This is a genomic window from Adlercreutzia sp. ZJ304, assembly GCF_011039075.1.
Taxonomy (GTDB): Bacteria; Actinomycetota; Coriobacteriia; order Coriobacteriales; family Eggerthellaceae; genus Adlercreutzia_A.
The window spans coordinates 1-25,468 of sequence record NZ_JAAKEG010000020.1; the positions used below are offsets into that span (position 1 = coordinate 1).

The following is a 25,468-nucleotide window of genomic DNA, read 5'->3' on the forward strand; positions in this document are numbered from 1 at the left end:
AGATCTATACTTCTTTGCATGCGACCTTCTAACAGCAGGCTTTCCAGCAGCTTCAGGTGCAGATATCGTATGGATGCTAGTTGCAGGACCTCTAGCTCCGTTTTTCTGGATAGAAATAATCGGCGGCATAATTTGTATAGTTGTATGCTTCTGCCCGCGTCTTCGCACAAATCCACTTATAGTCATAGCTAGCCTTTTGGCTATCATTGGCATCTTCTGCAAGCGCACACAACTACTTGTTGGAGGCTTTCAGATTCCAAATATCGAGTGGCCAAGCGCTATAAGTTCTTCCACCATCACAAATTGGACTGCAGGTCTATCTGGTGCATACGAATCAATCGTTTATTGGCCGTCCCTTCTTGAGTGTGGAATAACGATAGGTGTAGTTGGTCTAGCAATTCTTATATTCCTTTTAGGTGTGAAGTATCTGCCCTTAAAAGATAAGACTGAATAGGCACTATATAACTGACAACTTTCTCTCTCCTGTCATCCCGGCTGCCTACCCCTCTAGGGCAGCCGGGATATAAATTAGAAACTTATTATTTGAGGTGAGTAATAAAATGAAAAAGTCTATCCTCACCGTTTTAGTAATGATTGTGTTCGGGGCCGTTATTTTAGGCGTAGGCTTTGTAGCCGAGCCAAAGACATCCATCCAACCTATAAGCGCAACTTCACCTTGTCCTGTTACAGGATGCGCATCTGGTGTATGTCATGGCTTTGATGATGTACCCGCACCAGATGGCATACACGAGATGGCTTGCCCAGAAGCAAGTTGTACGTCTGTTGAGTGTCATGCACTAGATACGCTTTATACACGATATCACCAAGCAAGCGATGCGTCTCTTAATATTTGGATACTAATGCCTGTAGTGCTAGTTGTGTCTCTTGTTGTTATAGTGCGCCTGTTTTCCAGAGGAAGAGAAGATAAGGAGGCATCAAATGACTAAACGAACAGTTATAGTTGATGTGGTTTTGCTTATCTTGTATCTTGTGTCTGCCTTTCCTGTAATAACAGGCATTCCTCTGCATGAATGGATAGGCATATTTGCAACGCTTGCACTTATTGTTCACTGCGCAAAGCATGGCATAGCTAATAAACAATCTTTATCTAGCAGCGCCAAAATTGGCAGGCTTGTACTCAATGTCTTAATAGCCGCATCTCTTATTGTGTGTGCAATATCGGGCATTATGGTATCGGGTACAGTGTTGTTGACATTTGGTCTATATGCAGATGGATACTACTTTTGGGACCCGCTACACGCGATATCCGCAAAAGTGTTTATGGCATGTTTGTTCGTACATATAGTGATAAACATAAATGTTGCCCGTCGTCTTTGGAAAACCGATACACATGCATCTACAACAGGAGACATTAATGCTAACAACTCATGACGCATGGCAAGTTCGCGCAACTATATGTGAACTTTTATCAATTAGTTTTCGCTACCCTAATATAGAACTTGCAGAAGCTGTTACTAGTAAACAGTGGAGAGATGCTGCATTAGAGATTACCGATGTGCTTAATCTAAATTGGCAATACGAAAACATAATTGAAAACGATGCAGAGGTTTTTCTGCATACGCTAAGAGTTGAAGCAACACGTATGTTTATAGGTTTGCCTGTAATAGTGTCTCCATATGAAGGAATCTGGCGGGCAAAAGACGACGGTGTACAAGGGCTTTTGTTTGTGAATCCGCATTCTATGGATGTGGAGCGGTTTTGCAAGGCATGCGGGCTTGGTCAACCCGAAGGCACGAACGAGCCGCTAGATCATATTGCTAGCGAACTTGAACTTCTTGAGTATCTAGCCCTGCTTTGCACTGCAGAAGACACGCAAGATGCAAACGAAAAGTCTAGCGAAAATTCCCAAGCAGATTTCCCCGGAGGATGCGCGTGTGCGGCTTATAAGCAATTTATGGAAGAACACGCGCTAACATGGATACCTCGTTTTGCAGATAAGGTATGCGAGCAAACTCGCATACCTTTCTACAGAAATGCAGCATCACTTTTGAAATGCGCTCTTGGGGCGCTGTATTAATTCGCGAGTAGCGAAAACCATAGGTTTACCAATACGATACATCTTGATGTCAGATTTCGATATCAAGTACTTCCCCGCAGACCAATGAATGACTATACACTTATATGATATTCGAAACACGCATAAAGCGCTGCAGGAAATGTCGTTTGTCAAATGGCAAACTTTGCAGCTTTCCGATGTTAATATGGTTGTAATCATTCAACTCCTGAAAGGGAAGCACATGAAAATCATAGATAGCGACTTCCACACCAAGATAGATGCCTACATTGAAGAAAATTGGGATGCGTGCCTTGCCGACATAACTAGTCTGGTGAAAATTCCCAGTGTTGAAGATTTAGACAAAGCTGAAACAGGCGCACCGTTTGGTCCCGGACCGCGCGCCGCGCTAACCGAAGCGCTATCTATTGCCAAGCGCATGGGTTTTGCCACTACCGATGTGGAGGGCTACGCCGGCTTCGCCGAACTTCCCGGCGCACACGAAACGCAGTTGGGCATAATCGGTCATGTAGACGTAGTGCCCGATGGACCGGGTTGGCATTTCCCGCCGTACAATGTAACCGAGAAGGATGGCTACCTTATAGGTCGCGGTACACTAGATGACAAAGGTCCGCTTATGGTGTGTCTGTACGCCTTGAAATTCTGGAAAGATCAGGGCAAACAGTTGCCTTACACCTTCCGATTCATTTTTGGCGCAAACGAAGAAACCGACCTGATGGATGTAGAGCATTACCGCAAAACATATGCCGACCCTGAGTTTTTATTTACGCCAGATGCAGAATTCCCGGTATGTTACGGCGAAAAGGGTGGCTTCAACGCAAACATAACAAGCAAGCCAATAACCGATGGTGTTATCGCAGAGTTCACAGGCGGTGCAGCTACTAATGCAGTACCGGGCGAGGCCATAGCGCTGGTACACGCAAATGCCGACGAACTGCCCGCATCAGATGGCATAACCGTAACATGCGAAAATGACACTTGCGCACGCATACACGCGCAGGGCAAAAGCGCGCACGCCAGCACACCGGAATCGGGCAAAAGCGCTATAGCTATGCTGGTGAATTATCTGCTAGAAAATAATCTATGCAACGAAGCTGAACGCGAATTTTTGGAAACCGACAAAAAATTATTAGACCATACAGATGGTAGCGGCGTTGGCATTGCTACGCATGACGACTACTTTGGTCCGCTAACCGTTGTTGGCGGCACCATCAAAATGGACAACAATCGCTTCATACAAACACTAGACAGTCGCTTCCCCACTTCAACCGATGGCGATAAACTGCTAGCTCAACTACGCAAAGTATTCGAACCCATAGGTGCTACAGTGGAAAACACTATGCTGTTGCCTCCTTTCCTAACCGATCCAAACAGCCCTGAAATACAGGCGCTCAGCGAAGCCTTCAACACTATAACTGGTGAAGATCGCAAGCCGTTCACCATTGGTGGCGGCACATACGCGCGCGAATTTAAGCGCGGCGCAAGTTTCGGAGTAGAGATGCCTTGGATAGAAAACCCAGATTGGGTGGGTAGCATGCATGGTCCCGACGAAGGAATAAGCATTGAGCAACTAAAAACAGCATGGAAGATATACGCACTAGCATTCGGCAAACTTTGTGAGCTTGACCTGTAGGGAGTATTATGAACTTTATAATGCGCTGGTTGATAACAGCTATAGCTGTAGGTGTGGCAGTTTGGGTAGTGCCCGGAATAACTATTCTAAGCAACGATAGCTCTTGGATAGCCATAGCTATATTTGCATTATTCCTGTCGCTTATAAATATGAGCATAAAACCGATTCTGCAAATTCTTAGCTTGCCAGTAACGGTGCTTACGCTGGGGCTTTTCTACATTATAGTAAACACGTTTCTACTATACATTGCCGCATGGCTAGCAAACGGCATATTCCAAGTAGGCTTCTACATCAGCGACTTTGGCTGGGCATTCCTTGCGTCCATCATAATAAGTATAGTATCAGCCCTACTAAATGGGCTAATAGGCAACGATTCCAACTCGGAGAGTAATTAGCCACAAGCTAATCTACAGCAAACGTAGGTTAGCTTCTTTAAGTTGACGTCCGGTTACTTCATTTGGCGCACCAGTCATTGGATCGCTTGCGCTGCTTGTCTTCGGGAACGCAATAACGTCGCGAATAGAATCTTTGCCCGCCAGCAGCATAACCAAACGGTCAAGCCCAAGCGCAATGCCACCATGAGGCGGACAGCCCAGCTCTAGCGCATGAATCAGGTGCCCAAATTTTTCATCTATCTGCTCGTCGGTTAAGCCAAGCACACGCAGTACGCGGCGCTGCTCTTCGGCATTATGAATACGAATAGAACCGCCGCCCATTTCGTAGCCATCCATAACAACATCGTATGCATAGCTTTTCACATCTAACGTATCGCTTTCCATACGATCCATATCTTCGTTCACAATTTTGCTGAACGGATGATGCTCAGCAGCATATTTCTTCTCGTCTTCGTCGTAGCGGAACATTGGGAAATCGACCACCCATAAAAGCGAATGACCTTCGCGCGGTATGTTCAACGCATCAGCCATATGCAAGCGCAGCGCCGACAAAACAGCATTTGCAACATCGGGAGTGTCGGCTGCAAACAACAGCAAATCGCCCGGCTGCACATCCATTTCGGCTTTCAGCGCTGCGAATTCTTCATCGCTAAAGAATTTAATAATGGGGCTTTTTTCCTCGCCTGCGGTGGTGAAAGCAATCCAAGCCATACCCTTTGCGCCGTTCGCTTCGGCAATAGATGCAAGTTTCTCTACATCGCCACGGCTCCAGTCGCCCGCGCCCTTGGCGTTGATGCACTTCACAATGCCGCCGTTTTGCGCCACGCTGCTAAACACTTTGAAGCCCGAATCGCGCACAATGTCGGTTATGTCGTGCAGCTCCATGCCAAAGCGCACATCGGGGCGATCGTTTCCATAGCGCGCCATTGCCTCGGCGTAAGGCATGCGCTGAAGCGGCACCTGCAAATCTAGCCCTACGGCAGCAAATACTTCATGCAGCACGCCTTCCATCATGGTCATAACATCGTCTTCTGTAACAAACGACATCTCTATGTCTACCTGCGTAAATTCAGGCTGACGATCGGCGCGCAAATCCTCGTCGCGGAAACAACGAGCTATCTGGAAATAGCGCTCTATGCCGCCCGCCATAAGCATCTGCTTGAATTGCTGCGGGCTTTGGGGCAGCGCATAGAATTTACCGGGGTTCGGACGACTAGGCACAATGTAGTCGCGCGCACCCTCTGGCGTAGAATTAGCCAGAATTGGAGTTTCAACTTCTATAAAGCCGCGCTCGTCTAGCGCGCGGCGCATGGCTTGCATAACACGGTGCCGCAGCTCTATGTTTGCATACATTTCAGGACGACGCAGGTCTAAATAGCGCCACTTCATACGTGTAGTCTCGTCGGTTTCTATTCCATCTTCAATAGAAAATGGTGGGGTTACACTGGTGTTTAGCACCTCAAGTTCACTAGCTAGCACTTCTATTTCGCCAGTAGCCATATTCGGATTAACAGCCTCGGGCGCGCGTTTGCGAACCTTACCAACCACGCGCAGCACGTATTCGCGTCCTACATGTTCGGCACAAGCAAAATCGTCTGCACTAACGCAATCCGGATCGACTACCACCTGAGCATATCCGCTGCGGTCGCGCAAATCGATAAAAATAAGACCACCGTGGTCGCGGTTATGCCACGCCCATCCGGTAAGTGTCACCTCGCGATCTACATCGCTAGCGCGAAGTTGTCCACATGTAGCAGTATGCATACTAAAGTCATTTAAATAGTCGACCATGCCATCTCTCCTGTATAAAGAAAATTGAAACCTTCATATTGTACGCCAGTTATACCGATAATTTACTCGGTATCTCTGACAGAATTACCTGCTGTTCTTCATGCGTGTGCATATCGCGCAAGTTCGCAACACCTGCGGCTAATTCGTCGGGTCCAAGTACAGCCACAAAACGCGCGCAAAGCTTGTCTGCCAACTTAAACTGACTCTTTAAGCTGCGCTGCTGATAATCCATCTGGCAAGCAAAGCCGCTGTCTCGGCATGCTTGCGAAAGCGCAAATGCCGCTGCGCGCGCCGAACTATCTACACACGCCACAAACAAATCGCAGTGTTGCGCAGCGGGAAATTCCATGCCAGCCGCCTGAAGCGCCAACACGCAGCGCTCGTAGCCAAGTGCAAACCCGAAGCCGGGCGTTGCGCGCCCGCCCACTTCTTCAGCCAACTTGTCGTAGCGCCCGCCACCACCTATAGCATTTTGGCTTCCCATGCCATCTATCACTTGCACTTCAAACACCGTGCGCGTGTAATAGTCAAGCCCGCGCACAAGAGACGCATCTTCTACATACTGCACACCCGCGCTATCCAGCAAGTCTTTCACCTGCGCATAATGTTCTTGGCATTCGTCGCATAAGTGATCGGTTATTTTCGGAGCGTTTTCCATAACAGTCGCGCACGCCTCGTTTTTGCAATCAAATGCACGAAGCGGATTTACTTCGGCGCGCGTCATGCACGTATCGCACAATTCATCCGAATGCTGTTCCATATATTCGCGCACCATTTCGCGATAAGTTGGGCGACACTTTTCACAGCCCATGGAATTTAGTAACAACCGCATATTGTCAGCCGGAATACCTACTTCGGCAAAAAACCGCATGCACATAACTATTGCCTCGGCATCGACCGCTGAATCGTTTGCGCCCAAGCACTCAATTCCTATCTGATTGAACTGGCGCTGCCTGCCTTTTTGCGGACGTTCTGCGCGAAACATAGGTCCCGCATACATCAACTTCACAGGCGGCGCACCCTGCGGTACCAAGTCGTGCTGAACAACCGCACGCACAACTCCCGCCGTGCCCTCTGGGCGAAGCGACAGCCGACTTTTTGCCTTTATGGTGCCACCATCAAGCAGCGTCTTCAAATTCTCGCCCGAAATGGCTGTGAACATTTCTTTGCTGACCACATCGGTAGCCTGACCTATGCCGCGCACAAAAAGCTCGGTCTGTTCCATTATGGGCGTATCTATTAGCACATAGCCGCAGCGCCCAAACACATCTGTTGCGCTGCGTTTGAATTGCTCCCAAAATAGCGCTTCGTCAGGAAGAAGATCGCGCGTACCCTCGGGTGCTTTTATAGCCATTTGAATTGCCTTTCAATTGCGGTGGTCGAATCAAGAATGATTTAAGCAATTGTAGCGCAGATACAACCTTTCAAACCGCACGCAGCCGCCAACAACACGTATGTAAGCATCTGGTACTATTGCTTCAATGAAACAGCGCAACAAAAACAAAAGCCAAGCTCGGCAATCGCGGTTTTCCTTCAATGGCTTCTTCGAAACGAAGCCAAAGATAGCCGCACTTCTGTGTGCTGCGATTTTTGCGCTTTTGGGCGCTTTTGGCATAGCAGCGCTAGATGTGGGTCACGCACCAGATGTATGGACGCACACCTATCGCATATCTGCCATCTTGAACGGCGATGTTGTAGCGCACCCCGTAAGCTCTACTTCGCTATACCATTGCATTGCCGAAGAAAACGTGGGCGGTCGCGTATCTAATGACATAGTGCAGCTTTCCATAGACAACTACAACAACCACGACACAGGAGTAGTTGACCCAGCTAGCCTTGCTAGTAGCGCCACCGGCACCGCTAGCACCACCGACACCACTAATACAGCTAGCACCACCGGCACAACCAATTCCAACACCTCCGACACATCGGAAGTGCCGTTCAACAACACTGCCGTATACAGTCCTGTTGCCTATATTCCACAACTTCTTGGCTTCGGACTTGGCAGCGCACTAGGGCTTCCCGCTGTTGTTCAATACTACTTGGCAGAAATTTTCATGCTTCTATTTTGGACAGTATGCTGCACCGCCGCCATCATGATAATCCCGCGATACAGACTGGCGCTGTTCTTAGTTATCGTGTTTCCCGGAATGTGGTTCCCAAGTTCGTTTGCTATATCAGCCGATTCACTCGCCCTTGCTTTGAGTATCCTATTTGCAGCTCTGCTATATCGCTGCGTGTTGCTGCGACCATCCACGCGATATGTTACAGCGCTTGCCAGCGTAGGATTCCTGCTTGCCATTGCCAAATTTGCATACGCGCCGCTTTTTGTGTTGGCGCTTATTGTTCCGTTCATGCACCGCAAAGTAAAAGGCTCATGGATAGTGTTTGCGACATTCGTGGCTGCAGTACTTATCGATCTTGCATGGGTGCGCACGAATTCATGGTTTTCAACTAGCCCCGCAATGGTTCCCTTCGACGCGGTTCAAGAGCGCACTTCTAGCCTCTTTTACAACCTGCCAGACGCAATATCGCAAATTGCATACAGCATAGTGAATGTGCAAGGAAGTTATATTTTTGGGCGCGAAGGAGTTTTTGTATTCTGGATAGGGATTTTACTAGGCGCCGCTGCAATTATCGCCTGTATAGTAAAGAAAATTGCGCTTAGAAATTCCGCGAACAACGCACCGCAAAACCCGCAGGCGCAAAAGCCAAATGAACCGCAAACCGGCAACGCAAATTCGCCAGTGTTAAACAACAACAAACTAATAGTGTTCTGGTGCGCCGTATGGATAGTGTTAGTAACTACCGCTCTGCTTGTATACCTTGCTTTATGGATGCAATACACACCTGCCGACACAGCCGGCGTACTAGGAATACAATACCGCTACTTTTTGCCATTCCTACCCTACGGTGTACTGCTATTAGTTGACTGCCATCATGTTTTTTGGCATGCATCTAATTCATAAAGATTTACAAGATGCGCTGCAAAATGATAATCTCTTTTTTATGGATCGAGCACCTAATAACAACCGGAGGCGCCGTCCTGCCAATTCAAGAAAACCACGGCAATCCCCCGATCGTCGCAATTCTGGGCAAGGAAACAGGAATAGGCAGCACTCCGCCAGCGGCGTTACGCGCACACGCACAGATCGCGTAAGGTCTGCGTCTTCGCGCAGTAATTCGAGAAAGCAAACATCCAGCAATCGAAACGTCCCCCGCAAAGAAAACAATTACAAGCGAACTAGATCATCTTCCGCATCAGCTTCGGCATCTCGCTCAAAAAAAGCCCCAAAAAAAGCCCCTAGAGTCACACGTAGCAATGGTGCCAAACGCAGTAATTCGCAGCGCAGAGGAAAAATCAGCAGCGCAGATATGATTCAAAAGAACATGCTTCCCGGATCTTTCGCCAGTTCTCTAGGCGGAAAGCGCGGTTGGCAGCAGCTGCTGAATTACATCAACAAATACACCGTAGGAGCCGTAGTGGTAATAGCGGCTGTGCTTTTCGTGTGGCATCCATGGGCAGCTGCGCCAGCGCAGCTCGAGCCAGACCCAGCGGCAACTGAAGAGCAAACATCACAAACCTTGGAAGAAGCGCTTGAAGCCCAGCCCAAGTACGAGCCACTTTCTCCGACCGACTTCTCCAGCATTCAACCAACCGACAAAGAAACCACTTTTGGCTTTACGCTAACCAGCGGCGATGCGCCCACGCTGACCAGCGAAAACGAAGCTGCCCTAAACAACGTACTGGCGTATTACAACGAAAACGACATTTCTGTTGGATATATTCTGATGGACATAGGGTCGGGGCGCGGCTTCGCGCGCAATATTGACGAAAAAATTTACGGAGCCAGTTCGTTCAAAGGTCCATTCTGCGCCTACTTGCTTATGAATAAAGTAGACACCGGCGAATTTAAGCTGACATCCTCAATGCGCGACGGCACAACATCCAAGAGCGGGCATTTCTCGTTTTCGGGCAAAGATACGCTTAAAAACATGATAAGCGACACCATAATATATTCAGACAATGGGTCTTTTGGCGCGCTGCGGTCCAGCTTTAAGGATGAGAATTTATCTTCATGGCTGTCGTCAATTGGTGCCGACAGCGGCATGGCATATGATGAATGGTACCCGCACTACACCGCGCGCGATGCCGCCCGTCTTTGGAGCGTTACATACAACTATCTTGGCACCAATACCGACGGTGCCCAGCTGCTAAACGATTTGTATTCATCAACCGAAACATCGTTTATGCGTACTGCGATAACCGGCAGCCTAACCGAAGCCGAAAAAGCAGCTGAAGCAGAAGCAAACAACCATGTAAATGAGCACGGTCAGTACTACAACGTTGAACAGCTTGTTGAAGTTGGAGCTAGCGAGACTAGTGGCAATGAAGCGGTTACTGATGCAAACAATTCGGGCAATTCTGCCAACGGTGACGAAGCCAGTAATAGCAGCAACGCTAGTAAAGTAGTCATGGAAACCGTAGGGGGCGACAACAGCATAACCGAAGCCGACGAAGAACTGGTACTGGTGCGCAGCAAAGCTGGATGGTACCCCGGCAGCAGTAAAAGTGTGTCGTCCATTTCGGAAAACGGAATAGTAACTCTAAACGGGCGCGACTACCTGCTATGTGTTATGACTAACTCGTACTTCAACGACAGAAATACCGAGCATATGCACGAACTTGTAAATGCCGTGTTTAATCTGCGCAACAATTTAGTTCCCACACAAGCGCAAACCGACCAATCCGAAGAAGTAAGCGCATAGAGAGCGTTGGATGTAGTCGGTGCGGGCGACTGACTTGCTAGAAAGCATCGAATGCAGTCGGAGCAGACGACTCGCAGAAGCTGCAAAGTTTAGGTGGCAAACACTTAATGGGCTTAGCAAGTAATTTCACAGCACATCAGAGCAGTTTGCACGCAATCAGATCCATGAGTAAACTTTTTTCTTAAAAATGGTCAAAACTTCCGACTTTCCATGGTCGGATTGCCACATAGCTACCTTGAATTGTGGAGAACACTGGGCAAACAGCATTTAGCGATGCATCTATAGGCGCTATTTTGTGCTTTTCACAGTGGAAAGTCGGAAGTTTTGACCATTTTTCTGACTTTTTTCTCCGCTCAGCGCGCGCCGCGGTTGTTTGCCGATTGTTGGTGTCATGACCGTGTTTGGGAGGTGCGGGCTTTTGCACGAAATTACAGTTGGGAATTGCCCGATTTTGCACGAAAAGACACCTAGAAACGCACCCGAAAGTCATAATTCGGGCATGCGAATTATGACTTTCAGGCTAGAGGTTTTGCGGCTACATCGGTAGTGCTTGCGCTCCATTTTGCCACTAGGCAGTTAGCGTTTATGCCCCCTTTTGCAGCGCCTGTTAGTGCTTGCGCTCTTTCCTTCTGCAGGTCGCACGACTGCTAACAATGATAGCAACACCTGCAGATGCAAAAGCAACTGTTAAAAGCCCAAGCACTATAGGAGCTTGAATATCTCCAGTTTGAGCAAGGCGCTGAAGATGCCTTATGGCGCGCGCCGTACTCGAATTATCCCCAGAGTATGCAACGGGTCCAAACTCAACTACTAGCGTGTGATCCCTATCAACATTTGTAAACGTATAAGAGGTTGATGTATACGATACAGAAGGTAGATTATCCAGTTTTATGGACACAACTCTATAAGCAGAAGTTTCAGGAACAAAATGGAAAGTAAAGCTAGAACCCCTCTTTACAACCTGAGTCGAGTTTTCTAACACTTTTCCATGCCCTGTACCTGCAACTAGCGCAGTTAGAGTGTAGGTTCCTGCTTCAGGCTGAGTGGGATTTTGTTCGCTATCTCCATCATCTCCACCACTTGAAGGAGGTGGAGTAGCACCACCTAGCGTCTTAAAGCCAATTCTTACATCTACTTTAGGCTTGCTTGTATAGTAAGTGCCGGGAATAGTGTATTCATAGTAAGTTGCACTCGCCGCCTTGGCATCTGCTGCTTCTTCTGCAGGAAGCGCACCGATATCTCTACTTAAAGCCATCACAGACGATCTTTGAGAAAACGTACTTCTTTGCGAAAGCGCGTTCCTTGTCTTTGTATCAAACGCTTCAATTTGATCCCAGCGTGTATCTGTTTCGCTATCAAGATAAACAAAGTCTAAGTCATAACCTGCAAAAGGCGTAATTGTAATAACTTTGTCCTCTGCTTTACCGTCGCCACTTTTTACAGAATATGTTCCGCCATCAGTTGCGCTTCCAGTGTTAGCCCCGGTTACAACATCGACTTCAAACTGGGTAGTCTTAGTAGCGCCAACATGAACTAGTCCATTTTCTATATCTTCTTCGCTGATATTTTCGTATGTCAGCTTGTAGTTTCCGTCCTTATTTGTTGTGTCAAGTACGATAACTTTGCCGTCTTCTTTAGTGAATGTGTATATACCGTTATCGTCTTCACTTCCGGGAGTCGGACTACAAGTCCAACCGTCAGGCACTACTATATAGTCGCCTGCATTAAAGCCATCTCCACCAACTATTACCCCATCAGGGACGTGGAATATTACATCATCCCCGACGACAATATCTTCAATTTTGTTTTCAAAGCCATCGCTATCTGGCGTAGTCGGAACAATATCTAGCGTTACTTCATCTCCGGCATGAACTATTGTACTTCCCGGACGTGTTGGGTCTTGACCTTGCACAACAACACTACTTGTTCCGTTTCCGCCATCGCCATTAGTGCCCGGAACTTTTGGACCATCCCCCGGCTTTGTAGGTCCCGGAGTTTCAATTTTAACGGTGTCGCCACCTTCTTCTATAGGCGCAAGAATAAACTTTAGTCGCGTATCATACTTTACAGAGGGAAGGCTAAAGCTAACAACGCCTTCTGCATCAAAGGTTTTGTCCCCTGTAAGAGTCCATGCGTCGTCCCCTTTTAAGTCGCTAGAAATGTTTGCAGACGCTACCCTGTAACCTGCGTTTGGAACCACGGTAACAACGGGGCTATCCCCATCTGAAACACTTGCAGAAAACCCGTCTGCCTCGCCTATCTTTGCACTTTTTATGCAAGGATCAACATCTATTAATACGTTGTGTTTCACATCAGTTGGCACAGGCGGCGCAACTGTACCCGCCTTAAATAAAACGTCTATTTCCACATCGTCATAAAAGTTGTTTATGCTTACCCAACCGTCTTTATCCGGCGTGTATTTAAGTCCCACAACAGGGTTTCCCGCAGCATCTAAGACAGGTTCACCTTCGCTATCTAGAATTTCGTGCCCTACAAGGTTGCCCTCTTTATCCTTTGTTTTGACAAGCACATAGTCAACTTGGCTTCCCTCAATAATGCTTGCAAACTTAAGCGATATTGGCTTTGAAATATCGAATTTGGAATCTGTTGCCGGACGGCTGTTGTTTATGTACTTTGCGCCCGATTTAAGGTCTGCCACTTTGTTTTCGGTATTAGTTTTGTCCCCACTCCATAGCTCAATTAAAGTTTTATTATCTGGGCTTGTAAGCGTGTTTCCAACATTTACATTAACGCTTACTCTCTTTGGAACTAAAGGATTATCGGGCGAGGGCGGCTCGGTTGGGTCTTCTGGCTCGGTCAGCCCAGAATCAGGGTCCTCTCCTGTGTCTTTTTTCACAAATTGCGCAGTAATTCCAATGCTAAAGGGGCTTTTGTCACTTTCGCTGAACCCAAAGTTTTCGCGGGCAAGAGCAGAAAACGTGAACTCGTCTCCATCAAGTGTACCTATTTTCTGTACGTTTTCGCCGCCATCAATTTTGTTGTTTTGCGCATAAGAGTAACTTTTGCCCTTAACACTTATAAGAATATCGCCTACATAATAGTCATCAGATGATGGAGTCAGAGAAAACGTAGGATAAGTTCCCTCTGCATGCACAGATGCACCCAAAGGGTCAATCAGTCCACCAGTTGGACCGCTTTCGGGCACATACACATCCGATGTTATAGAAAACGAATCTTTTTCGGGAGCCTCTGGCGGAAGCGTGCGGCAAAGCGCAAAGCTTCCTAAATCGGCACTTTCGCCTCCAAGCATAAAACTTGCAAATATTTTCCCACCATCAGTTTTGTAAAAGGAAAGAGAATCGCCTGCGCCAAGTTCTCTTACAGTAAATGTAGTGCCTGCATCTGTATCTTTTGGTTCGTACCACAAAAGGCTTAGAGCGCCCGTAAGCTCGTTTAGTTTGTCCTCCGTGGCTACAGATGCATCAAACGCATCCCCAAGAGCTGCTTTTAGCGCATCTGTTGCATCTAGTGTTGTATAGAACTTTCCAGTTCTAATAATTGGCGTATCTGCTGGATAATCTGCCAGACGAAGCCCCCAAGCGCCAACAAGTTCCGCCTTATCATCTGCGATATATTCAACAAATGCCTCTACAGCATTATCGCTTTCATCTTTTGTATTTAAGGTAGTGCCACTAAGAGTAGCGCCGCTTATAACACTTGCAACAGACTTCCCGTCCGTATCTTTTGTAGATGCCCACCATGTAAAGTTATCTTTTGTGGCAGCTGCGCCGTCTTTCCACAAAAGCTCTGCGTTATCTGTTAAATCTAGGCTGTCCGATGTATCCAGCACAACACCAATCTTGTGCGTATCTGCAAAAGCAGCTTCAAGTCCTGTTTTGTCTTTTACGGTTGCCCAAAACTCGTATTCGCCATCAGGTGAACCTGCCGATAAAACCTTGGAAGGATAAACGCTAAATTGAGCAGTCTGCCCTTCAACTTCTGTGAAAGCTATTCTGTTTGACGCGCCATCGGCAAGACTGTCTGTAAATGAGTAGGTAACTTCTCCTTTGTAATCGTCTGGGTTTACGCCGTCTTCTGCAGGCTGCACCATTTGATAGTGCCAGCAAACTTCAAAGTCGGCAGGATTTGTGTATGCGCTGCCTTCCGCCCGAACCCAAATAGCATCTGTATCTTTTGGATTTGTAACAGAAGATGAATTTTCTGTTATTTGGAAGTTGTATTCAACGCTTACCCAAACGCTAGTTTTAGCCTGACCGCTTGCGTCAAGACCGCCTAAGCTCTCTTCATCTACGTTTGTTTCAGGGGTAAATGTTGGATGCGCATCCGACGCGCCCGGCGTGCCACCTTCAGCTGGCGCGCCAAGTGCCATGGCGGGTACAAGTGATGAACACATGCACAAAGCTACAAATACGCGCAGTATGTTTTTAAGAAAGCTCTTCATGGCTAAAACCCTTTTCCCTTTATCTTCATCTGCAATAGCGTTTGCAGAAGCCCCACTTTTTCATCCCACCTTTAGCTAAAATGACTTGCCTCTTTGATAGCTCGCTCTTAGTTATGAACTACAAGCGATATCTTGGCGGCAGCCTGACCTATCTCTTCTTCAGTTTCTGGGTCAAGCGCCAAAAACTTAGCGGTTGCAGCATATGTGCCGGGATCTAAATCTTTATCAAGCGTGTCTTTTTGTATATGGTGATCAGGCTCGATAATGCCGGTTCTGTAAACCTCTTCTCCTGTATCATCAAGTGTAATCACCACCTGCATTAAATAGCGATTTCCCGGTACGTTTTCTATTCTGAATTCGCCTTCACTTGTGCCATCTTCAAATTCAACAACAGAAGCAACTGAGATATTGAACATGCCTTCTTCAACCGTGCGGTCAAGTTCGGCTTGTATTTCTTCTTGCGTTTTGTTTGTAAGCTGACCTTTATCCCCCGAGCGCTCCCCTTTAGTGTTGCACATAGAAAGCGCCACAATGCACGCAAGAACAACGCAAAGCAAAGCCACAATAATTGCAATCCAAAAACTTGCAGGCTTTTTCTTTTTGCCGTTGGGCTGTGCTTGCGCTTGCGCAGACCGCGAAACGCCTTTTGGGTTGGGGGCTGAACTTATTTCAGCCCCCTTGCCCATGCCATAAGTATGCACCCGAGCATTTTGCGCCCTTTTGCTAGAGGCGCTAGAGTTTTTAGATGAATTGAAGTTGTTTTCGGGTGTAGTCATATTTATGTATTCTTTCTTTTGCGTATCAAATACAGATATGTTGCAAATAACTTATGGGTTTAGTGATTAAGCGGAAACGGTGAATACAATATCGAATACCTTGGCGAAGTACTTGCCATCATTTGCTGTGCTGTCACCTACGCCATTTTTGCCGATATCTAGCTTAGAGCTGCTGCCTGTAAGGCTAAGTCCCATAACTGACGGCACGCCTTCAGCTGTGCGAGGATACATTTTCCATAACTTCGTCGTAGCAGCAGCATATGCAGTCTCAGAATCATCATTACCTATAGAAAGTGTAAGAGGATTTTCGTTCATGGTGCCTTCTGACAAGTTAGTAGTCAGCGAAGTAGTTCCATTGTAAGTCGTAGTCACTGCGCTACCTTTAACAGGAACTAAAGTAAGACCTAGTGCACCAACTTTATTAATAGGAGCATCTGCGGCACCACTACCACTAGTAACAGCATCTGTTAGTGACCATTTTTCATCTATGTTTGTTACTTGAAGTGCTGTTACAGTAACAGGTACTTGGGAGTAGTTCTCCATACGATATCCCTTAGCCCCTGCATTAAAATCACCCGGTTTAAAGCCTTTATCTTTGTCATCTTCTGTAAGCTTACTAGCATCAAGTGTAATACTGCCAGTATATGCACCATCTATAAGGTTTTTCACACCAGCAGTTGGTCCAGTTACGGCACCTCCCACAACTGGCGCATTTACATTCACATACAAAGGAACGGTAACATTAATATTTGGAATATTAGATGTTAGATATACATGAGACTGCACACTACCAGAACGCGCAGTAGGCTTTCCCTCACTGTCTTTCGGAGTACCATCAGTATCATCAGTTACACCATCAGCATTGAAAGAGTTTGCTGAAGTAGGAGCCGTAGCCTCACCATCTGCTGCAAATGCTGGCACCATTGTTCCAAATGCGAGTGCCGCACTTAAGGCAATAGTCCCAAATACCTTACTAGTCTTTTTCATGGCTTTTCCTCCTTTATGTAATAAGCCATAACGTCCTTGCTTGCTTGATGCAGCTGTTAGCCGCACCCGCGAAAGCTACTTACTTTCGCAATTGGCTCTGCTAGTACTTTTCCCGTTGTACAAAGCCTTCGAGCCTTATATGTCCAGCGCCCAAAAGCGCATGAAACCAAACTTTCCATTGATTCGAGAAGGCGGAAGGTAGGGTGAAGGCTGCGAAGCTTCTGAACGTAGCCTTTCGCCCGCTCGAATCTAGCGGCATCACCCGGCAACATTGATCGTAATCTTGGCTGCCGCCTGCCCCACTTCCTCGTAAGTCGTAGCGTCTAGTGCCGAAAAAGTTGCAGTTGCGTTATAAGTTCCGGGTTCTAAATCTTTAGATAAGGTGATGTTTTCAATGTATTGGTTAGGCGCTAAAACACCCGACTCGTATATAACATCGCCTGTATTGTCATCAGTTATTGTTACCTGCATGTTGTAGCGGTTGCCCGGCACGTTTTCGATATACGCAGTACCAGAGGATGTGCCATCTGCAAACTCAATAACACTCGCAATAGAAATGTTGAACATGCCTTCTTCTACTGTGCGGTCAAGTTCGGCTTGTATTTCCTCTTGGGTTTTATACGGCGCTTGACCGGTTTGCGCATTGGGGTCAAAAAGCGCGTTTCCATTGCACGCAAACATCCATACAAGCACCCAAATAACTATGGCTACTACAACAATGCCTAAAACAATTAGTAGAGTGCGCTTTTTGTTAGCAGTATTTAGACCTGCGCTTGACTTAGCAGAAGGTCTTGCATGAGGCGCGCCCCCATCCCCTTCGCGCTTTATGCCATAAGTTGCCTGACTTGTACGGTTTTGCTGATTGTTGTTATTGTCTGCCATGTTCATCCTTTAGTTGCTATAAGTTTTCCTACGTCTAACCAATTACAAAGTGCTTGTGCGCTCATGTTCAGCTCGTGCCTGTGTTCAGCTCGCGCTCTCGTGTTCAGCTCGCGCTCTCATGTTCAGTTCGTGAAAGTAAGCAAATAGCTTTTGGTGTTATCTTGTCCGCCACCAACAGTGCCATCAGCGCTTGTTGATGTAGCGGCAATCCATGTAATAGTTGCTATCCTTTGCTCAACTTCATTAGGCTCTGCTTTGAAGTAGCCCGATGCGCTATAGCAAAGCGACATATCAAAGTTGAAGCTTTCATTTGCAGGCACGCTTCCTACAGATATCTCTCCGCTACTTAGCGGCAGCAAGACTTCATTAGAAGACCCTTCTGCTGCGCCAGATTCTGCAGGCGCACTAGAAGTTTTCTTTAACTTGAACCATATATCGTGCTGCAGCGCGTAGTCGTAAGTGTGAAGATTCCAGTAATCTACAAGATCTTCTGTGCCTTCCTTCTTTGCGCGCGTAAGCACATCTTCTAGCACGTATGTGCCCGAAGCGCCCTCTTTAAGTTCTGCAGAAGACGTTGCGTGAAGGTCAATCTTGCAAGGAGTCTTTGACTCAATGGCATAACTTGCAGCAGAAGACTCAAATTCATCTGTCATAAGTTCAAGGTGAATATTATCTGTCGGCGCAACAGGAACAGCCACGTTATAAACAGGTGTCCACCTAGCTACTACTTTAATCAAACCTGCGTTAGTGTTTGTAGCCCCATCTATGTCAGCCCTACCATCTGCTGCAGCTGCAGCAAGTTTTACAAGGTCGGCTAGGTCGGCCTTATCGCCTGCGTTGTAGTCTTTGTACTCTAGGGCAGAAGCGCTTTCGCCACATTTGCCTACATGCCAGCCAGCAAACGCATATCCTTCAGGCTTGCTTGCGCCACCTTCACCAAATGTTGGTGTCCAAAGCTCAATTTCTGCAGAAGAGGAATCTGCATATGTGTATGCGCTGCCCGCCGCGCTGCCATCCGCTGGAAGCGTAGCCATAACCTGAGTGCCACCGGTGTCTTGTACGTATTGAATCTTGTAGATATTTGGTGCCCACGTGGCGACATAAGTTGTAACGCCCGCCGCTAGCTTGCTGGACTCAAGCGCCTTTTGAAGTGCTTGCTTGTAGGGGTTCTCGCCCGTTATGCCAGAAATGTCGTTGTAAACATTTCCAAATGCGTCAGCCCAACCAACAAATGTGTAGCCTTGACGAGCAGGGTCTGCTGGGAAGCTCGTGAAGCAAGTGCTTACATCTTCTCCCGCGGTGGCATTTATTACAGAGGTTGTAGTGTTTGTGCCATCGTTAAAGTTGAAGATAACGCGAGCTTCAGCATCACCACCCACAGAGCTTTCTTTTACAAGCCACTGGGCATAGTATGTAACACTTTGTTCTGGGAATACGCTTGGAAGCGCTGTTACATAGTCACCTGAGCCATCAGCTTGTGTATTCCATCCACCAAACTCAAAGCGCGTAGTGCTGTCTCCCGGGCGCGTTATATCGTCTTTATTATTCGGGAACACAAAATCTGTAGTGCTATCCCCCGGAAGCCCAGTATACGTTTTGTAAGTGCCAGCCGGTTTGCCTTCGTAGTTAAGATCGAAGTTGATGCTTACAAGATTAGCATTATCTATAGCCCATCCGGCGTATAGGTGAGTGTCGCCTTGTACAAATGTAGTCGGAAGTGCAGCTGCAAGACTACACTCTGGGTCTGCATACCAGCCCGTGAACTTGTAATTTGTGCGCGTTGGCTCTGCCGAGCAAGTAAAGGCATCGTCGTGTTTGCCGTTTAAGGTAAGCGTTTGGTTGCCATCGCTTAGCGTACCTTCACTTACCTCACCAAACGTGCCGCCATTTGCATGCAAAACCACAGTGGACGCATTTGCCTGCCACTTAGCCACGTATATCGTAAGCGGCTTTTCAAACGTTTCCGGGAAAGCTGTTATGGCTGTGCCGCCGTCGACCAACACATAATTTCCGTCAGCGTCTTTTTGCGGCGTGCCGTCGCCATTTAGCGCAGCTTCGTACCAGCCATTAAATGTGTAGCCTTGTTTTTCTGGTGTGGCAGATGTTGGAAAGATTGCACTAATTGCATCCCCTACTTTGCCAACCACGTCATTAAATGCGGCATTAGGTGTAGCCCCCAGCGCATCAAACTTGATGATGGCGGATTGCTTTTCCTTCCACACAGCCTTAAATGTGGTGTGAGAAGTTGAGTATGCCACTTTTGTAATGTCGCTTACAGAAGCCACGCTTCCATCTGGCTTTTCCCAGTGTGAAAGCACTTTGTTTGCATCAGGTGCAGTAACTGTTGGGAAGTTGGTGCACGCATTAAATGTTGCATTCGGCTTTCCTGCATAAACAAGCTTAGAGCCGTCGCCATCCAGAGTTGCGCCTTCATAGCTGCCGCTTATCGCGCCTTCCGCTGCATCGAAGTCAACATATCCGGGACCTGCCCAGCTTGCAACAAACTGATACGTTCCCGCCTCAACTTCTAAGGTGTTAACTTCACCTTTGGGAATAAATCCGACGGGCGCGCCATTGTGCACCACATCCCAACCATTAAGTACGTGGTAGGCATCTTCTATAACGGCAGGCTCATCAATTGCAGGCAGCGCTTCTCCCTTAGGCGCAGCAACGTATCTTTCAATATCTGCCTGCGTCTTGTCCTCGTCTGCCCAAGTTGCACGAACAGAATCGGGCACAGAGGCACCTTCTTTGTTGTTAAGGCTAAATGTATAAACAGTCTTTTCGCGCGCATCTTTTATCTTCATGCTAAGGGTTGTGCCAACACCGGCATTTGCGCCGTTGCTATTTGCGGTGTTGTCTGTATTTGTTAGGTAAATGCCAAGGTCGGTGGCTGCCTCCACTTTGCTTGTTGCATCTGGTGCAGGCGCTGTTTGGGTGTTGGTGTTGCCCGCGCTGTCAGTGGATGTGTCGGTTAGGTATATGCCAAGGTCGGTAGAGACAGATGCTTGCGGGACTACAGGGGTGGCATTTGTGTTTGTAATGTTGTTGCCGGCATCGTCAGTTTTGGTGGATGTGTCGGTTAGGTAAATGCCAAGGTCTGTCGTTATGCCAATATTAGTGTCAGTTGTTGGCGCAGCACTTGTGTTTGTATTTGTGTTGCCCGCGCTGTCAGTAGATGTATCTGTTAGATATATGCCAAGCTCAGTTGCAATTTCTGCCTTTCGGTTGTCGCCTGTGCCTGTTATTGCGGGCTTGTTTTCAAAGTCGCCATCTTTCGAGGAATCTGTTAGATATATCCCTAAATCGGTGGTTGCACCAACTAAAGGCTCGGGCGTTACCACAACAGAAGGCGAATTATTGGTAACAGTGTTTCCATCTGCATCAGTAGATGTTGTGGTGTCTGTTAGATATATCCCCAAAGACACATTCTGAGAATAAAGAGTGTTTGAAGGCACATCTGCCCACGCGCTGTAAGGCGCAAAACATAAAAGAGCAAAAGTGCACACACAAGCACACATAAGCGCAAATGCAATATGCACTTTCGACTTTGTCTTAAATGTAAGTTTTCTCAAATGGGCATTCATGTTGTGCCTTCTTTGTCCGTAGATAGATACAGCCATTCATTTAGGGCGTTTTCTGAGCAAAGCACGAGCGTACAGAAAGGATGTCTCTGCTAAGAAAACGCACTAAACAGTTAGGTTTTAAGTGGTACAAAAGTGAAACCGGCTTGTATGCGGAGGCTGCTAAGAGCCTCCGCATACAGCGAATTAATAAAACAAGCGGGAGCAGGTGGTTAGTTATTTAGAAGCAGAAGCAAGGCAATACTCCATACGAATTGCTTAACGAGCCACCATCAATAGCACCCACAGAAGTAATTCTATGAATTTGACTTAGACCATCCGTCATAGTTCTACTTAATGAATAAGCTTGACATTCAGAGGCCGAATAAGTTGTATGCATATGAGAATCGCTAATGTAATAGCGAATAAGCTCAGGATATCTACCGGTCCGCCTTATATTCAATGCATCATAATATTCATAAGGATATCCTTCATTAGCAAGCCAATAAAATCCATTTACCTCATTAAGTTGCCACCAAAGATATTCTCCTACACTCATTATGAAAACGTAATCAGTAGTTGTTTCTATATCATTTGTGCCTCTGTTGCAATTAGCCGAAGACTGTTTTGATACAGGAACAATAACGTTTCGTAACCTAGAGTTAATGCGCGCCCAAATATCATATGCATCTCGATTAATAACTGTGGGATCCACAGGTGTATTTAATTTACTTTCATAATCATATTTATAAGAGCCTATTCCTTTAAAATCCTTAGTCAAATTTTCTCCAAAATGCCTCCGATCAGTAGTGTTTTTAGGATTTAATCTATATCTCAGTTCACACGCAGACCATCCGCCCGCATAACTGTTTGTTGCACTATTCACCATAGATCCCCATGAATCACCTGCTGTCGTATAGATCGGTGTGCGATCTTCATTAGCCATAACACCTACATCTGTAGGCTCCATTACCTCAACAAATTGAAATGTTAAGCCTGCTTTTCCTTCATCTAGCGCTTTATCATCGTGAAGAATGCCTATAACTCTTAATCCATACCACAACTTCATAGATCCATCAGTTTCGTTGATGATCGCATTTCTTATTCCGTCCAAATGCGTAACCCAAAGAGTCTTACATATGTAACCAGCCGCAATTGTATTTCTGCTCGTCTTCTGACCGTTTTCAGTACACACAACATCTTGATTTAGCATCGCGTCATACATATCGTAATAAAGCGAACTTTCTCCATTTTTAGATATATCTTCTGCATGCGCCTTAACGTCTTCTGCATTGTAAATATGTCCATCGTATGCAAGATAGAATCCAGCGTTCTGAATAGAAAGATTATTATCAAAAGCACTTCTAGCTGAAGTATCTGTCATATCCTGAATTTTATCTGGCACGGTAATACTCTTAAATTCCGCACTACTCTTAGGTGCAAAAATTCCAAACGTGAACTTCACCTTACCAAGACTCTGGCGGTCTTGCGTCTTTGCAGCAGCAGGGTTAATCTTGGCGGTGTTTCCAAGGTTTAAGCTGTATGTAACATCAACAGAGTCACCTTTGTTAACACCTATAGTAGATGTAATGCTTCCAGACCCAAGGGTATCCCCATATCCAAAACTATTTGCAGCATCTGTTGTGTTAGCAGTTTGTCTTACGCTAAAGACTTTATCTGCGTTCGTTAATAGATCACCCGATGTGTTTGTAAGAACTGCATTTGCAGCATCTGTCCAAGGTGCAGCCTCGCATTCAATTTGATGAATGCTAAGAGCTAAGTCTCCACCATTTCTAAAGTAGCTTTGAGTTTCTATTGTGGCTGGCTGATTAGCAACATCAATAGGGTTTTCAGCACTACCAAAGTTCACCTCAAAAGGAGCAGTTACACTAATCTGAGTGTTTTCTCTTGTGGTGCCGCCTTCGCCTTCCGCTGCATAAGCTGCATCGGGCGCTGCTGCATTGGTGGTTGCCGCAAGGGCTGGACACATTGTTGCAGCCAACACTACAGCCATTGTTGCAGATATGGCTTTTCTTAGCTTTGGATGCCTAAATGTGGTGCATCTGTCAGATCCCGCAGAAGGCAGCGCCGTACAGCTTGCCTCTAAGGGAAGTGATAGCGCAGCTTGAGGTGATTTTTGCTGTGCTGTCGTTTTCATTTCCTTGCCTTTCCTTGCTTTTGGTACTAAGAAAGCGTGTGTTTCTTAGTACTGTTCCTACAGTCCTTTTAATCTGGGTAATAATTTGCTTTGTTTGATTGGTGCTTGCCTTTTAAGGTGTTGCTTTCTTAAACGTATAGACCACACGCACAAGGTTTTTGTTTGAGCCGTCCGTTATATCGGGAGCTAGTTTTACTCGTGCGTCAACACCTTCAAGAGAGCCTGAAAAATCTGTTAGGTTTAACCTGTATAGACAGTTGATTGATTCATCTATACCAAGACTGAAAGCATCTAAGTTGGCAGTTGCTGCATTTACGCTTCCGTTTCCAGTTGTGCTTTCGTATTTGTTGTACCCGAAATCAACGGACGCACCGTCTTTTATAAGGCTAAAGAGTTTTTCGTCTTCTACACTTGTTCCGTTTGCCGTTTCAAACACACTCGAGATGCTGTTTTCTGCACATTCTTGGCATTCGATAGACTCAAGCACTACAGCACATCCGTTGTTGCTAAAGTAGGTTTCTGCCTGAATGGGGCGAGTTGTATCTGTTATATCAATGCCATCTTGTCCACCAAATGAAACATTGGCAGGTACGGTAACATTTATCTGTTCATCATTTGCGTAGCTGTAGCCTTCAATTCTTGCACTAAGTGTTCGAAGGTTTCTTTGCACGGTTGATGCGGCTTGCGCTGTGGAAGTGTTTTCTTTGGCGGTTTCGTCATTTTCTTTGGCATTAAAACTTGCAGGTGCCAGCTCTATTTCTTTGTAGGAAATGTTGTTGTCTTCTACAGCTTCGGGTATGCCTAACACCATATCGACATCCACGCTCCAAGCGCCCGATTGTTTGGCGGTAAGCGTGTTTGTTTTAGTGTCGATGCTGATGGATTTTGCTTTGTAGGTGTATGTCACCTTAATATCGCCCGGGACTTCAAAGATTCCACCGTTTTCAAAAAGGTTTACACTTTGCCCCACTTCGAGCTCTTCAATTCCGTCTGCAAACTTAATGCCGTAAGGATAAATGTGGTTTCCATTTGCTAAAAGACCAGTGTTTATGGTGTATAGGTCTTTTTCGCTATAAGGGATGTAGATATCTGTGTTTGTTGAGCTTGCTATAACTTCCGGATCGATTTTTGCGCGCGCGTCTTTCGGGATAACAATTATTGCGCCGTCAATGCCACAAAGCGCTTCTTTTCCCATTGTTTTTAAGTTTTTAGGGCACACAAAACTTAGAAGCGATGTGTTAGCAAAAGCTGAGTCTTCTATAACTTCGACGTTGTTTGTTAGGTTGACGGTTTTTAGGTTTTCGCAGTTTGCAAACGCACTTGCGCCAATTGTTTTGACGCTTGCCGGGATGCTTACGGTGACTAGGTTTTTTGCGTTGGCAAAGCCTGCACTTTTTATGCTTGCAACTTTGTAGGGCACGCCTTTGATAATGCCAAAATCTGGGATTGATAGGTTGCTTGGAATGGTGGACGTGTCTGTCCAAGAAACCTCTAGTGTGTAGGCATCTGTTAGCTTAAATGTATAGCCAAAGCCGTTTTCTGGGACTATGGTGTCGCCCGGTTTGGCTGAGTTGTCAAAGTGGGTAAAGCCAGCCGCTTGCCATGCGGCTTTTGCTGTGTCGCTTTCGGCTGTGGCTGCTTCTTCGCCTTCTGCAGGTGCATTTATTACAACAGTGGCATCTTGCACCGTTTCCGGCATAAAAGCAGGAATTGAAACATATTTGATGCCGTTGTATGTATAGAGGCTAGATTCAAATTGCAGCTTTTCTTCGGTGGTAGCCTCGTTTAGGGCGCCGGCAGAAGCTTCGCTATAAATCTTCCCCATATCGATGCTTGCTATATTGCTTTTTGCAATTATTGTTTTAAGGCTAGCATTTCCCCAAAACGCACCCTGCGATATGGCGGTGCACTCAGGAGCCAAAGCCACGCTAGCACCAATGCCAGCAGGAGCAGCTATGAGTGAGGACAAGTCGTTTGTATATAAGATTCCATCTTGGGCGGCATAGGCACTAGAAGCTGCGCTCCCTGTATTTGCAACAGAAATGGCCATAAGCT

General features: G+C 46.6%; 17 protein-coding genes. 8 read left to right on the forward strand and 9 right to left on the reverse strand.

Going from position 1 to position 25,468, the window contains the following annotated elements; genetic code table 11:
- The 6 genes from nrfD to G7Y46_RS08680 form a co-directional block, all read left to right on the forward strand.
- Window positions 1–454 (forward strand): NrfD/PsrC family molybdoenzyme membrane anchor subunit (gene nrfD / locus G7Y46_RS08655; RefSeq protein ID WP_165253956.1); only part of this gene is annotated, 454 nt, incomplete at its 5' end.
- A gap of 106 nt (window positions 455–560) precedes the next feature.
- Window positions 561–947, forward strand: coding sequence for a hypothetical protein (locus G7Y46_RS08660; protein WP_165063028.1), 387 nt, complete (start codon window positions 561–563; stop codon window positions 945–947).
- On the forward strand, window positions 940–1,392 hold the full coding sequence (locus G7Y46_RS08665; protein ID WP_165253957.1) for a DUF4405 domain-containing protein: 453 nt from the start codon (window positions 940–942) through the stop codon (window positions 1,390–1,392). Before G7Y46_RS08660 ends, G7Y46_RS08665 begins: the two co-directional genes overlap by 8 nt.
- Window positions 1,376–2,038 (forward strand): molecular chaperone TorD family protein, encoded by a 663-nt coding sequence (locus tag G7Y46_RS08670; RefSeq protein WP_165253958.1) that lies wholly within the window; start codon window positions 1,376–1,378, stop codon window positions 2,036–2,038. Before G7Y46_RS08665 ends, G7Y46_RS08670 begins: the two co-directional genes overlap by 17 nt.
- 220 nt (window positions 2,039–2,258) lie before the next feature.
- A complete protein-coding gene (locus G7Y46_RS08675) occupies window positions 2,259–3,668 on the forward strand; it encodes a Sapep family Mn(2+)-dependent dipeptidase (RefSeq protein ID WP_165253959.1) in 1,410 nt (469 codons plus the stop codon).
- 8 nt (window positions 3,669–3,676) lie between these two features.
- Complete coding sequence (locus G7Y46_RS08680) at window positions 3,677–4,063, forward strand: phage holin family protein (protein WP_165063024.1); 387 nt, start codon at window positions 3,677–3,679, stop codon at window positions 4,061–4,063.
- 12 nt (window positions 4,064–4,075) lie between these two features.
- Here the strand turns inward: G7Y46_RS08680 and aspS are convergent, their stop codons facing one another.
- Window positions 4,076–5,854, reverse strand: a complete 1,779-nt coding sequence (aspS, locus tag G7Y46_RS08685; protein ID WP_165253960.1) for an aspartate--tRNA ligase — start codon at window positions 5,852–5,854, stop codon at window positions 4,076–4,078.
- A 49-nt stretch (window positions 5,855–5,903) separates the two neighbouring features.
- Window positions 5,904–7,208, reverse strand: a complete 1,305-nt coding sequence (gene hisS, locus G7Y46_RS08690; protein ID WP_165253961.1) for a histidine--tRNA ligase — start codon at window positions 7,206–7,208, stop codon at window positions 5,904–5,906.
- A 127-nt stretch (window positions 7,209–7,335) separates the two neighbouring features.
- Here hisS and G7Y46_RS08695 point away from each other — a divergent pair, with 127 nt between their 5' ends.
- Window positions 7,336–8,823 (forward strand): DUF2142 domain-containing protein, encoded by a 1,488-nt coding sequence (locus tag G7Y46_RS08695; RefSeq protein ID WP_165253962.1) that lies wholly within the window; start codon window positions 7,336–7,338, stop codon window positions 8,821–8,823.
- A gap of 406 nt (window positions 8,824–9,229) precedes the next feature.
- The gene (locus tag G7Y46_RS08700) at window positions 9,230–10,624 is read left to right on the forward strand and encodes a serine hydrolase (protein ID WP_165253963.1); all 1,395 of its coding nucleotides are present in this window, start codon (window positions 9,230–9,232) and stop codon (window positions 10,622–10,624) included.
- A 607-nt stretch (window positions 10,625–11,231) separates the two neighbouring features.
- Here G7Y46_RS08700 and G7Y46_RS08705 read toward each other — a convergent pair.
- The 7 genes from G7Y46_RS08705 to G7Y46_RS08735 form a co-directional block, all read right to left on the reverse strand.
- Window positions 11,232–15,047 carry a hypothetical protein gene (locus G7Y46_RS08705; protein WP_165253964.1) on the reverse strand — a complete coding sequence of 1,272 codons (3,816 nt, stop codon included), beginning with the start codon at window positions 15,045–15,047 and terminating at the stop codon, window positions 11,232–11,234.
- 107 nt (window positions 15,048–15,154) lie between these two features.
- Window positions 15,155–15,823 (reverse strand): flagellar protein FliS, encoded by a 669-nt coding sequence (locus G7Y46_RS08710; RefSeq protein ID WP_165253965.1) that lies wholly within the window; start codon window positions 15,821–15,823, stop codon window positions 15,155–15,157.
- A 66-nt stretch (window positions 15,824–15,889) separates the two neighbouring features.
- Window positions 15,890–16,810, reverse strand: a complete 921-nt coding sequence (locus G7Y46_RS08715; protein WP_165253966.1) for a hypothetical protein — start codon at window positions 16,808–16,810, stop codon at window positions 15,890–15,892.
- Window positions 16,811–17,068: 258 nt separating this feature from the next.
- Complete coding sequence (locus G7Y46_RS08720) at window positions 17,069–17,692, reverse strand: flagellar protein FliS (RefSeq protein WP_165253967.1); 624 nt, start codon at window positions 17,690–17,692, stop codon at window positions 17,069–17,071.
- 122 nt (window positions 17,693–17,814) lie between these two features.
- On the reverse strand, window positions 17,815–21,279 hold the full coding sequence (locus G7Y46_RS08725) for an InlB B-repeat-containing protein (protein WP_165253968.1): 3,465 nt from the start codon (window positions 21,277–21,279) through the stop codon (window positions 17,815–17,817).
- A gap of 217 nt (window positions 21,280–21,496) precedes the next feature.
- Window positions 21,497–23,413, reverse strand: coding sequence for a hypothetical protein (locus G7Y46_RS08730; RefSeq protein ID WP_165253969.1), 1,917 nt, complete (start codon window positions 23,411–23,413; stop codon window positions 21,497–21,499).
- A 112-nt stretch (window positions 23,414–23,525) separates the two neighbouring features.
- The coding region (locus tag G7Y46_RS08735; protein ID WP_165253970.1) for a leucine-rich repeat domain-containing protein at window positions 23,526–25,468 on the reverse strand (1,943 nt) is incomplete at its 5' end.